Here is an 11,708-nt window from a genome sequence, read left to right as displayed (position 1 = left end):
TTATAAGTGGCTGCAGACCGGGAAGCTGAGGCCGGCGGGCCGGGGCGGTAACCACAGGTCAGAGATTATCTCTCATCACCCTGCACGGATTCCCATAGGCAATCTTATCCGAGGGAATATCCCTTGTCACGACACTTCCCGCCCCGATCACGACATTATCGCCGATCGTCACTCCCGGCATGATAATCGCACCGCCGCCGATCCACACGTTGCTGCCGATCCTGACAGGCGCCGTCTGCGTCTTGCAGAACGCAAAGGAACCATCCTCCTTCATCTCGCCGAACCGCTCTCCGGCGTTCGTGGGATGAAAGGCTGTATAGATCTGCACATTGGGTGCAATGAGGGCATTGTCACCAATGATAATCAGATTATCATCCAAAAAAGTACAGTTCATATTCACTTCGCAGTTATTGCCGAAATAGATGTTATTTCCGTAATCCACATAAAATGGCGCCGTTATCCAGAGGTTGGCCCCGCGTCCTCCCAGCATCCGTTCTAAGATCCGGTCCTTTTCGACGAAGTCTTCCGAATCTGTCCGGTTGTAATCGCGGACCAGATTCTTAGCCTCGTGCCATCGGTTCAGCAGCTCGCTGTCACCGCAGTCATACATCTGTCCCGCCAGCATTTTTTCCCGTTCTGTCACACTAATCTCCTTTCTTCGCGTCAGCGGTACATCCGCGCCACTTCCGCCGCCTCTCTGGCGATCTCCAGTTCCTCATTGGTCTTAATGACCAGCACATTTACCCGTGACGTCCCGTCTGAGATCAGGAACGCCTCCGCCTCATCCCTGTTCTTTACCTCGTCTATGGTAATCCCCAGATATTCCAGATAACTGCATATCTCCATGCGGATATCGGAATCATTTTCCCCGACGCCCGCGGTAAATACTATATTATCTACGCCGTTCATCGCAGCCGCATAGCTGCCCACGTATTTAGCCACCCGGTAGGCAAAGATCTCCCTCGCCAGAGCCGCCTGACCGTTATACTTGATCTCCGCGTCCTTCAGTTCCCGGAAATCACTGGAAAAATTCCTTGAAATGCCCAGGACGCCTGATTCCTGATTGAGAATATCCAGTACCTGTGCAAAATCCAAATTTTCCTTCTTCGCCAGAAATTCCAGCGCTCCCGGATCGACATCTCCGCATCTCGTTCCCATGACCAGCCCCTCTAACGGTGTAAATCCCATGGAATTGTCCACTACCTGCCCGTATTTCACCGCACAAATGCTCGCTCCGTTTCCGAGGTGGCAGACGATGGTCTTCACCCGGCCCGGGTCCTGTCCCATAAATTCCGCAGCCCTCCGTGAGACATACTTATGACTGATCCCATGAAAACCGTAGCGGCGGATCCTGTGCCTCTCATAATACCGGTACGGAAGCCCATAGAGAAATGCCTTCGGCTCCATCGTCTGGTTGAACGCCGTATCAAATACCCCCACCATCAGCGTGTCCGGCATCAGTTTCCGGCAGGCCTCCACGCCCACCAGATTCGCAGGATTATGAAGCGGCGCAAGGTCGTTGCACTCCGTCATGGCCTGGGTCACCTCGTCCGTGATCACCACGGAACCCGTAAACTTTTCTCCGCCATGCACGAGCCTGTGTCCTATCACATCGATTTCCCGAAAATCCTTTATCACGCCTTTTTCCGGGTCCGCCAGCGTGTCAAGCAGCGTATGAACCGCCTGCGTATGGTTTTTCATCGGCACCGCCTCTTTTAAGGAAATACCGGTGCGGGTCCGGTATGTAAACCGTCCGTCTATTCCGATCCGCTCACATACCCCCTTCGCCAGTACCTCCTCGTTCTCCGAATCTATCACCTGGAATTTCAGCGAGGAACTGCCGCTGTTAATTACCAAAATTGTCATATCCGCTGTGCGCCCCCTTTCAGCCGTATCTGTCACTGTTTATTATACTTGACTTGCTCCCTGTTGGCAACGAAAAATAGGACGCTGTACAAAACGGCACCTTCGGAGCCGCAGCTTATCTGCCTGCCCGAAGGTGCCGTCATTTCTCCCTTTTAAACCGTGTCCGCTTATGCGTCCCAGTCGGTAAAAGCAACGCTGACCATACCCATGCTGCATGAAACCTTATAGAAATTGGAATCCCCGGCGTTCATGGTCTGACTTCCGCCGATTCCGCTCAGTCTGTTGTCCCCGATTCTGACCTCGCCCATTCCCACGGAGGTACGGTAGCCGTAGTGCTCAGGTTCTTTGATGTATAAGCGGACCGATCCCATTCCGCAGTCCACGTAGCACTTTCCATACAGCTCGCCCCGTACTACAATCTCTCCCATTCCACATGTAATCTTTGACGCGTAGCTGATAAAGTCCTTCATGGTCACCTGGCCCGCTCCCACGCTCAAGGTACTCTCACCGGCGGTAATTCCCGCCCCGGTCAGCGTTCCCGCTCCAATATTCAGCTTCACCTTATCAAAATGATACCCCTGGGGAATCGTAATGATCATCTTTCTCTTCGAAAATGTATTTCTTCCGATGCGCAGAATATTCTTGTCAGCGATGTCACGAACCGTCCAGGTCCCGCCCGACACCTCGCTGATAATATCGCCCTCCTGATATCCCTCTGTTTCCAGGCTGAAGTCGCTGCCGGTCCTAATAACCGCAGCACACGCTCCAGCTCCGACAATCAGCTCACTGATACTGTGCATGCCATCATTCCTGGACGGTATCATAAGCAGGCTCTGGAATCTGGTCCGCTCGGCTTCCCGCCCCCGCTCCGATTCCCGTTTCTCAGAATCATCCGGTCCCATCGTAAAATTCACCTCCGGTTCTGCATCACGCAAACCGTCCGTGTCATATACACTGCCACTCTGTATGCCCAAAAGTTCGTCCGTACTCACTCCTAATATCTGTGATAATGGAACCAGTGTCATAATATCCGGACAGGAAATCCCCGATTCCCATTTACTCACAGCCTGTGCCGATATTCCCAGCTGTTCCGCAAGCTGTGCCTGGGTCATTTTTTTCCGTTTTCTTAAATAAGCAATTCTTTCTCCCATAGTACCCGGGACAAATTCTCTTCGATCCTGCATCACACGATTCTCCTTCCGTCTCAGCGTCTGATTTTCACCGCGGTCTGTTGCGCTGTACAATTTTAAGATATCCTTAATCCACCTCAAAAATCAAGCAACCAGCGGTTGTTATCTGCAAAAATCAGCAAAAACAACCGCTGGTTGAGTATCTAAAACCAGTATATCACACTTTTATCTGTAGAGCTTAATTTATTTTCCGTTTCAAAACAAACACATAAGTCCCTTCCTTTAAAGAAATCTCGAACGTTTCAGCCAAAACAAATCCGTTGGCCGGCGCCATTTGCCTTACATAACCCGCGTTATGGGAATACAGAATCATGACACCATCGTCTTTTAAAACACGCTTTACGGAAGAAAAAAATTCCGCATACAGGTTCCCGATCTCCTCCTCCGTTTTCCGTCCAATCTTAAAAGGCATATTTGTTATGATCTCATCAAACAGATACTCATGTTTAAAATCGAAAAAATCCCGGTTAATATAATGGATAATCTGGCCTGCTGCCTCCGTATTCTTCCTGGCCTTTTCTACGGCCTCCTCTAAAATATCCAGGCCATACATGGTATTGCTCTTCACTGCCTTGTGGCGTTCGATCAGCATCGTTCCCACACCGCAGAACGGGTCCAGCACCTGTGCGCCCTCTTTCATATAGCGTTCTGCCAGCTTAACCGTCAGCGCCGCATTGACCGCCTTTAAGCTGGTTGGAATCACTTCCTTCCGGTATGAAAAGCGCTCATCCTTCAGGGTAAAAAGTTTAAGCAGGACATTGCAGTTTCCTTCTTTATTTTCAATAAGCCGTAACTCAAACTCATAATTGGAGGTTGTATTGATAAGCTTACGGCCGGACAACTTTTCTATTTTCGAAGAAAGTCTCCGTGTAAACGCGCTCTTTTTGCTGTGATCCATCCTGCACTTAAGCTCAACCCTGAAATAGTACGGCGGATTTCCCTCATGGCTCCTTGCCAAAAGCTTCAGAAGGTCAGATTTTACAATCATTTCCGCCGCTTTTTCCGCATCCATGGGGCAGGTTGGAAGCCCCTTTATGCTGAATAAAAGCTCCTGATACGTCCTGATCTCAGCCAGCCAGTTCAAATTCGGGACTCTGGCCATTACCCCGGCTCCAAATACCTTTGTTTTCGCATGGGGTTCCAGCCGCCGCAGTTCTTCTCTGGTAATCTCCTGAAAATTGCGGTTGGTCAAAAGTACAATGTCGAATGTCTCATCCTGTCCGCAAAACGGGTGCAGCAACACGCCTTCCCTGCTGATTATCATGGAAGATAACTCGCGGATTTCTTCCGTTATATGTTTTTCGTTCTCCGGAGTCAGCTTCATTTCCGCCAGCTCGTCCAACCGTTCCTTAAAAAATGCAAGGTACTGCCCATAATCGAAATTCTTAACTGCATTCAGATAGGAACTCTTGACAAACAACTGCTCCTCTATCCTGTATGCATGCAAAATGGGAACCAAATACTCCTGACTGCCCAAATCACCCATGAGCAGTGCAGCGTTCTTTCTTATTTTGGCATCCCCGTCCTGCAGCAGCAGAATAAGACGCTCTTCCTCCCCTGATATGCAGGTAATTGCCGCCTCCCTGCCTCTTCCTTCTTTCATATCCTGTCTCAATTTACTTAAATTCTGCCGAACGTCCTGACCCTCTGTGATCTGATTCCAAGTCTCTTTTATCATATTTCTCCTTCTGTAAGCGCTTGCTTTCCTATCAGTATACTATAATTTTCCTCTCTTGTCATGAATCAGCCGGAAATATCAGCGCCGAATGGCGCTTTTTTTTAATCAGGTCATTTGATACCTATTCTTTAAAATTTATTTTTCCACATCGTGCTGCCCTTTCCTTATTTTTTTCTATACATCATAGGCAGGTGGGGCCCTCTTCTTTTTCTTACCACTTCTGGCGCATTCAATAGCCTGTCATTTCTTTTTCTCTTGTATTCAGTCAGATAATGTTGTATAATTTTGGTATGTTTTGGATACTATTTAATTCTTATAATGATAATTATGAGAATATATTGTATATTTTTCAAATATTTTTTACTATTTTTTATATTATACTTCTGAGAGCTTGTACCCTGCGCCTCCTTTTCCCTATAGTTTTGAAAAAACAGCTGCAGCCACACCTGTTTTTTGTACTCATAATTATCATTATCTGCTTAAGTCGTTATATCCAAAGCACATATAAATGATTTATAAGATGACAAGGAGGTATCGGATATGGAAAAAAAAGAAAAAATAAAGACAACTCACAGGCGATTGCTTGTCACACTGGTTTTAATGATGAGCCTGGCGTGGAGTATGATTGCCATGGCAGGCGAACCAGGATGGCAGCAGGAGGATGGCCTTTGGCATTTTTATGACAAGGACGGGGTTATGGTTTGCGATGAATTTAAGAAATCAGGTAATTCATGGTTCTATCTCAATGAAGATGGTGTGATGGTCACAGGAGAGCTGATCGAAGATGGTGACGATCTCTATTATGCCAGCGAAGCGCCGGACCCGGATGATTCAAATGACAAGCGGATAGCGGGCGCTCTGGTGTCGAAGCAATGGATAGAAATTGGCAGCGGCAACTGGTACTTTTTCGGAAGTGACATGAAGGCTGTCAAAGGCCTTAAAACGATTAATCAAAAACTCTACTTTTTCGGAGAAGATGCGAAAGCTTTCCAGGGACTGCTGCAGTTTGACAGCGATACCTATTATTTTGGAGAAGATTATACTGCCTGGAAAGGCTGGTTAACGATTGGCAGTGACTGTTATTATTTTGGAGAAGACTTCAGGGCCTATAAAAACAAAAATGGAGTGACTATCGGCGGAGTTAAGTATTCATTTGACAGCGAAGGAAAACTTATGGAATTTGCAACTCCCAGTGTCGCGACAGCCAGACAGGCGCTGGAAAGCCTGACGTACAATGTTGATCAGGAAGATGCCAACAGTGAGGACGAATGCATCGATTATGTACAGAGCTACGCCCAGGAATATCTGGATCAGATACCCGGCAGCGACAGTATCTATATCAAAGCCAGCCCGAGCAACTGTACGCCGGCAGTGGCAGGTACAAGCTCCAAAAAAACAGGCACTGACGGCAAATTCAGATTTAAGTTTCTTATTACTCTCGATACCGATGAAGGGGAGATCGAAGGGATGACCAAACTCCTGACACTTACGATCAAAGCCACCCCTTACCATTCCAGCAGTTCGGGAGGCAGTTCTTCCTCAGGAAGCGGTTCTTCCTCGGGAGGCAGTTCTTCCTCAGGAAGCCGTTCCGTAAGCCAGGCGCAGCAATACTTAGACGCAGTGGCCAGGCATTATACTGTATCCGGTACCTGGGAGGAGGATGGCGGCAAATGGAGACTTAAGAAACCAGACGGCTCCTATCTGACGGAGGCCTGGGCCTATCTCAGCGGCAAATGGTACTATATGGGTAAGGATACCTATATGATAACTGGTCTTACTGCCATTGGCGATCAGGTCTTTTACTTAAACCCCATAACCGGCGAGATGATGACCGGTTGGCAGCAACTAAATGGAACCTGGTATTATTTCTGTACAGACAAAGAGGGCAATCAGGGCGCTATGTTAAAGGACATCACCACACCTGACGGCTACCATGTTAATGAAGATGGCGTCTGGATTCCATAAAATCCGTATTAATACACTTCCGGTTCTATAAGATTATATAACCAAAAGGGCGCCGCAAAATCATGATTTTGCGGCACCCTCTGTACTCCTGCTTATATCGAAAGAGCTGTGCTCATCGGCCCAGCAGTTCGATCAGCCTGCCATGCGCCTTCTTATAAGCTGACACGCCATCCTGCTCCCTGCGCTCCCTTGCCCCCTGCTCCAGTTTATCCAGGCCGTCGAATGACACGAGATGCGGTTCCAGACTTAAAAATCCTTTATAGCCTGAAGAATCCAGCATGGACAGAATCTCCTTCACATTGCCGTCACCATCCCCAGGAAGCACGACCTCGCCGTCTTCCTGAAGGGCATCCTTAATATGTATATAGAAGATATAGGGTTTCAGCATCTCATATGCCTCCAGCGTATCCTGGCCGCACTGGACAAAATTCGCAAAGTCAAAGACACCTTTAAAATGATCTCCATAAAATGTCTCCATAAGCTCCAGGCACCGGCTGGCTATGTCGCCGTAAATCTCCTTTTCATTTTCATGGAGAAGAACGACATCCTGTTCCACAGCATAATCCACCATACGCTTCATTCTGGAAAATACCTCTTCCTTATACTGCGCAGGATCTTCCCCTTCCGGTATGTAAAAGCTGAACATGCGGATATACCGTACTCCCCACAGCTTTGCCAATTCCACAACATGCCGGTATGTCTCGAAATGCGGTTCAAAGTCATCGGTAATCTTAATCTTTCCGATCGGTGATCCCACAGAAGAAACACTGATACCAGCCGCTTTCATCCGCTCTCCCAGTTCGGAAGCCATCTCAAGACTTAAGTCTGCCACGCCGGTTCCATCGGCGCTTCGAAGTTCTACATACTCCTGTCCCAGTTCCTTTAAAACACTTAGCTGCATATCAAAATCCTTATTGATTTCATCTGCAAATCCTGAAATTCTGCAGTCACTTAACATTTTTTCACCTCTTCAATTTTTCCTGCTGTCTCATAAGCCTTCAGCATGAGCCAGACGGTGTCCTTAATCTGTTCCAGGCCAACGGAAAATGGTTTTCCCTGCTCCACGCTTTCATAAAAGCTGTGAATACAGTCCATATGTCCAGCCCCCCAGTAGCTCTTGCCGAGATGTTCCCGGCCCGAGTAATCGATCGTTTTCGTCTCCCCATCGCTGCCCGCAATGGTGACCTTCAACTCCTCGATCCGAACCCTGGCCTTCTCGCATTCCAGCTCGATCATGGGCGGAACATCCGCCACATAGCTGGTAGTAGCATAGAAGCATGCCTTTTCTTCCCCGTAAGAGATGTAGGCCTCCATCGTGTCCTCCACCTCAATAATGCCCTTTAAATGGTGATTGGAGGTGGATGCTTCCATGGTCAGAGGCGTCTTTCCGATCAGATACTGGATCAGGTCAAGCGTATGGATGGACTGATTGATCAGAGCGCCGCCGCCTTCCTTTTCAACCGTTCCGCGCCAGCCGCTCTCCGTATAGTAGCGTTCCTTTCTGCACCAGGTGACCAGGCCCCTGGCTCCCAGGATCCTGCCGAACTCACCGTTCTCAAGCCGTTCCTTCACCGCCGCAACGCTGGGATTAAACCGGTTCTGAAAGCAGACGCCCAGGGCTGCCCCGTTGTTCGCCTCTTTTTCCGCACGCTGAAGCGTCTCCCACTGCTCCTGGCTGATGACCGAGGGCTTCTCCATAAATGTATGAATTCCCCGCCTTAACGCCTCCGCTGCCATGGGCGTGTGAAGATAATGAGGCGTACAGATATGGAGGACGTCGATCTCCTCCTTCTCCAGCATCTGTTTCCAGTCGGTATAGGGGACTGCGCCGTACTCCCGGGCCATAGACTCCGCGCGTTCCGGAATTATATCTGCCGCGGCAGCCAGTTTGCAGCCTTCCATTTTCATGATCGATTTCGCGTGTACTGCGGCAATGCTGCCGCATCCGATGATCGCACTCTTCATTTATACTTTCCTCTTTATTTTCCCTCTTTTAAGCCTTTCCACTCCCATAGGACCCCTTTGTATTGAAGGTTATCTCATTCACATGTTCCTTTTTCCGGGAAGCGGCTCTCTTCTTATTCAGTTCCTCCAGGAACAGCTCTTCGTTGAAGGGAATCTCCACCGGGCGTTTCAGCCAGCTGGATAAATGCATGGCATTGGAGAGTGTTAATCCGTTAATTCCTTCCTCTCCGCCCGCAATCAGCGGTTCTCCTCTTAAAATGGCTCCTGCAAATGCCCTCAGGACTCCCACATGCTGAAGATTTTCTCCGTCTGTCTCCACGTCGATCCATCTTCCCTCAGGCTTCTTAAAGCCTTCCGTGGCGGTATAGCAGTACTCTCTCTCATTGACATCCAGCTCGTAAACCTTAATCTCCTCATTTTCGCAGACGATCTTTGCCTTTTCTAAATCCACCTCAAACCGGTTGGTTCCGGGCGCATCTCCCGTTGTCGTCACAAATACGCCGGTTGCTCCGTTCGGATACTCCAGATACGCCGTCACATCGTCTTCCACCTCGATATCATGCCATTTGCCCTCGTGGCAGAAGGCCTGAACCGAATTCGGCATGCCGCAGATCCACTGAATCAAATCAAGATTGTGAGGACACTGGTTTAAAAGGACACCGCCGCCCTCGCCGTCCCAGGTAGCGCGCCATCCGCCGGAATTGTAGTACGCCTGGGTTCTGTACCAGTCTGTGATGATCCAGTTGACACGCTTGATAGCCCCGTACTGGCCGCCGTTCACCAGCTCATGCATCTTCCGGTAGATGTGGTTCGTCCTCTGATTGAACATCATTCCAAATACCAGATCGTGCTTTGCTGCTTCCTCGTTCATCTCCCGCACCTGCTTCGTATACACGCCCGCCGGTTTTTCACACATGGCATGAAATCCCCGTTTTAAAGCTTCCATCACATACTTCGGATGGTCGTAGTGTGGAATCGCCACCAGAACGGCGTCCATGTCCGGATAATCCAACAGCTCCTCCGCCGTTACAAAAATCTTCACATTCTCCGGAAGAGTCTCCTCTGCCCATTGACGTCTTGATTCCCGCAGGTCAGCAACCGCCGCCAGCTCTATCTCCGGCACTTTCCCATCTAAAATACTCTCCACATGGCCGCTTCCCATGTTACCAATCCCGATTATTCCCAGCCTTACTTTATTCATGATCCTATCCTCCTTCTACCTGTATCCCAATTCCGCAAGATTCCGATAACTCTTTTCGAGGCAGACAAATGGATTCTCCAGACACGTATCCTGTTCCACCAATGCGTATTCACAGTCAGTCTTCTTAAGCGCCTCTAAAATAGCGGGGAAATTCATGTTTCCTTCCATCACCGGAGCCATGACCTCCTGCCCGTTCACGATACCTCTGTCCTTTAAGTGAACGCAGGGAATCCGGTCGGCCAGACGCCCGATCCACTGGCACACATCACCGCCCGCCGTCTGTACCCAGTACGTATCCAGCGTAATTCCAAGCTCATCAGGGGCAAATGCGTCCAGCAGATAATCCATCAGATACGTTCCCCCTGTCTTCTCAAACTCAAACGCATGATTGTGGTACATGAGGCGCATTCCCGCCTCCTTAATCATACGGGCCGGTTCCTTAAAATCAACTGCAAAACGTCTGATCCAGTCCGGGTTCCGGTATTTCTCCGGCATCGATCCGATACCGATATACTTACATCCCATCACCTCGTGGTCGCGGATCAGCTGCTCCGTATCCTTCTGTATCCTGTTTATATCGCTGTGGGTCAGCACGATCTTCAGTCCCATCTCGTCGGCAATTTCCCTTGCAATCTGCGGGGTGATCTCGCTGCCTGTGGCCGACAGCTGTACCGTCTCATATCCGATCTCCGCAACCCGTCTCATGGTCTCCCGAAAATCCGGCGCCGTCTGTGTAAACAGCCTGACCGTATAAAGCTGTGCTCCTGTCTTCATAAATCATTACCTCCTGCATTCATTTCTGTTACCTCTATCATAGCGCTCTTCCCGTAAAAAATGGATTGGTAATGATGAAATAAAGTTTGCAAATATAGCCCTCCCTGATATACAATAGAAGCAGCCTGCATCGTTTTTGCTTATGCGCACATTTAGGAGGAACTGCTTCATGATCTACGAATCCGCCCCTGCCCCCGTGTCGGGAAAAGTAAATTTTACCACCAGCCGTATGAAAAGCGATACCTTTGAAGTCCATTACCACTCCTGCTATGAGATCTACTATTTTCTAAAGGGAGACGCCGATTATGTGGTGGAGGGCCGTGAGTACCATCTGACTCCCCACAGTCTGATTCTGCTGTCCCCCTACGTTTTTCACGGAGTGAGGGTGAATTCCACGACGGATTACGTCCGCTGTTCGGTCCATTTTTCGCCGGAATCGGTCATTGCAGAGCGGCGTGTCCTTCTGCTGTCCTCATTTCCGGGAAATAAAAAAAGCGGACCAGGAGAAGTGTTCTACGAGCATACGGAAGAATATGGTCTTCACGCCTATTTTGAACACTTAATCTGGTCCCAGAAACAGCCTGCTGCCTTAAGCGGCGCCTATTATGCCATGTTCTTAGAAGCGCTCCTGGCTGAGATTTCCTTGATGTGCCAGACCCTGCGCCCCTCTACGCCTGACAGCAGCGCCTCCGGCACCATAACAGATATCATACGCTATTTAAATGAGCACTTAACCGAGCCCGTCACGCTCGACGAACTGTCCGGCCGCTTTTTCATCAGCAAATACTATATGAATCGCGCATTTAAAAAGGCTACCGGCACCACAGTCATGGATTACTTAATCTACAAGCGCGTCGTCATGGCAAGACAGCTTATGCTCAACGGCTTCACGGCGGCTGACGCGGCCAATGAGACGGGCTTTGGAGACTATTCAACCTTTTACCGTGCCTATAAAAAGGTGATGGGATGCCGCCCCGGAGCGGACAGGACCGGAAAACGTCCCCGAATCCCCATGAAACAGTGAAAAAAGTGCAGGGAACCGATATTTAACCGGTCCTCTGCACTTTCT

At 49.2% G+C, this 11,708-nt stretch carries 10 protein-coding genes; 2 read left to right on the top strand and 8 right to left on the bottom strand.

Features of this window, described 5'->3' with window-relative positions:
* Positions 1-58: 58 nt before the first annotated feature.
* The 4 genes from M1L66_RS09620 to M1L66_RS09605 form a co-directional block, all read right to left on the bottom strand.
* A complete protein-coding gene (locus M1L66_RS09620) occupies positions 59-643 on the bottom strand; it encodes a sugar O-acetyltransferase (RefSeq protein ID WP_434692552.1) in 585 nt (194 codons plus the stop codon).
* Between the two features lie 20 nt (positions 644-663).
* Complete coding sequence (locus M1L66_RS09615) at positions 664-1,866, bottom strand: acetate/propionate family kinase (RefSeq protein ID WP_187021848.1); 1,203 nt, start codon at positions 1,864-1,866, stop codon at positions 664-666.
* Between the two features lie 167 nt (positions 1,867-2,033).
* Entirely contained in the window at positions 2,034-3,050 is a 1,017-nt protein-coding gene (locus tag M1L66_RS09610) for a helix-turn-helix domain-containing protein (protein ID WP_434692550.1), read from the bottom strand.
* A gap of 184 nt (positions 3,051-3,234) precedes the next feature.
* Positions 3,235-4,734 carry a TRM11 family SAM-dependent methyltransferase gene (locus M1L66_RS09605; protein ID WP_270815578.1) on the bottom strand — a complete coding sequence of 500 codons (1,500 nt, stop codon included), beginning with the start codon at positions 4,732-4,734 and terminating at the stop codon, positions 3,235-3,237.
* 540 nt (positions 4,735-5,274) lie between these two features.
* On the opposite strand from M1L66_RS09605, the gene M1L66_RS09600 reads away from it, so the two are divergent.
* The gene (locus M1L66_RS09600; RefSeq protein WP_434692547.1) at positions 5,275-6,699 is read left to right on the top strand and encodes an N-acetylmuramoyl-L-alanine amidase family protein; all 1,425 of its coding nucleotides are present in this window, start codon (positions 5,275-5,277) and stop codon (positions 6,697-6,699) included.
* Between the two features lie 112 nt (positions 6,700-6,811).
* Here the strand turns inward: M1L66_RS09600 and M1L66_RS09595 are convergent, their stop codons facing one another.
* From M1L66_RS09595 to M1L66_RS09580, 4 genes are read right to left on the bottom strand one after another with little or no spacing between them, the layout of a single operon-like run.
* Positions 6,812-7,657: a sugar phosphate isomerase/epimerase family protein gene (locus tag M1L66_RS09595; RefSeq protein ID WP_434692544.1), complete on the bottom strand. Its 846-nt coding sequence runs from the start codon at positions 7,655-7,657 to the stop codon at positions 6,812-6,814.
* On the bottom strand, positions 7,651-8,664 hold the full coding sequence (locus tag M1L66_RS09590; RefSeq protein ID WP_434692541.1) for a Gfo/Idh/MocA family protein: 1,014 nt from the start codon (positions 8,662-8,664) through the stop codon (positions 7,651-7,653). Before M1L66_RS09590 ends, M1L66_RS09595 begins: the two co-directional genes overlap by 7 nt.
* Positions 8,665-8,692: 28 nt before the next feature.
* Positions 8,693-9,865, bottom strand: a complete 1,173-nt coding sequence (locus M1L66_RS09585; RefSeq protein ID WP_434692539.1) for a Gfo/Idh/MocA family protein — start codon at positions 9,863-9,865, stop codon at positions 8,693-8,695.
* 15 nt (positions 9,866-9,880) lie between these two features.
* Positions 9,881-10,639, bottom strand: coding sequence for a sugar phosphate isomerase/epimerase family protein (locus tag M1L66_RS09580; RefSeq protein ID WP_434692538.1), 759 nt, complete (start codon positions 10,637-10,639; stop codon positions 9,881-9,883).
* A gap of 169 nt (positions 10,640-10,808) precedes the next feature.
* Here M1L66_RS09580 and M1L66_RS09575 point away from each other — a divergent pair, with 169 nt between their 5' ends.
* Positions 10,809-11,663 (top strand): helix-turn-helix domain-containing protein, encoded by an 855-nt coding sequence (locus M1L66_RS09575; protein WP_434692537.1) that lies wholly within the window; start codon positions 10,809-10,811, stop codon positions 11,661-11,663.
* Positions 11,664-11,708 lie beyond the last annotated feature (45 nt).

Source organism: Hungatella sp. SB206, assembly GCF_051132295.1.
GTDB classification, from domain to species: Bacteria; Bacillota; Clostridia; order Lachnospirales; family Lachnospiraceae; genus Hungatella; species Hungatella effluvii.
This window is presented reverse-complemented; position numbering and strand designations above follow the sequence as displayed.

What these genes read in the sequence shown, in the direction of transcription:
- M1L66_RS09615 (WP_187021848.1), bottom strand. Translation starts at nt 1,866, where the DNA reads ATGACAATTTTGGTAATTAACAGCGGCAGTTCCTCGCTGAAATTCCAG.
- M1L66_RS09610 (WP_434692550.1), bottom strand. Translation starts at nt 3,050, where the DNA reads ATGCAGGATCGAAGAGAATTTGTCCCGGGTACTATGGGAGAAAGAATT.
- M1L66_RS09605 (WP_270815578.1), bottom strand. Translation starts at nt 4,734, where the DNA reads ATGATAAAAGAGACTTGGAATCAGATCACAGAGGGTCAGGACGTTCGG.
- M1L66_RS09600 (WP_434692547.1), top strand. Translation starts at nt 5,275, where the DNA reads ATGGAAAAAAAAGAAAAAATAAAGACAACTCACAGGCGATTGCTTGTC.
- M1L66_RS09595 (WP_434692544.1), bottom strand. Translation starts at nt 7,657, where the DNA reads ATGTTAAGTGACTGCAGAATTTCAGGATTTGCAGATGAAATCAATAAG.
- M1L66_RS09590 (WP_434692541.1), bottom strand. Translation starts at nt 8,664, where the DNA reads ATGAAGAGTGCGATCATCGGATGCGGCAGCATTGCCGCAGTACACGCG.
- M1L66_RS09585 (WP_434692539.1), bottom strand. Translation starts at nt 9,865, where the DNA reads ATGAATAAAGTAAGGCTGGGAATAATCGGGATTGGTAACATGGGAAGC.
- M1L66_RS09580 (WP_434692538.1), bottom strand. Translation starts at nt 10,639, where the DNA reads ATGAAGACAGGAGCACAGCTTTATACGGTCAGGCTGTTTACACAGACG.
- M1L66_RS09575 (WP_434692537.1), top strand. Translation starts at nt 10,809, where the DNA reads ATGATCTACGAATCCGCCCCTGCCCCCGTGTCGGGAAAAGTAAATTTT.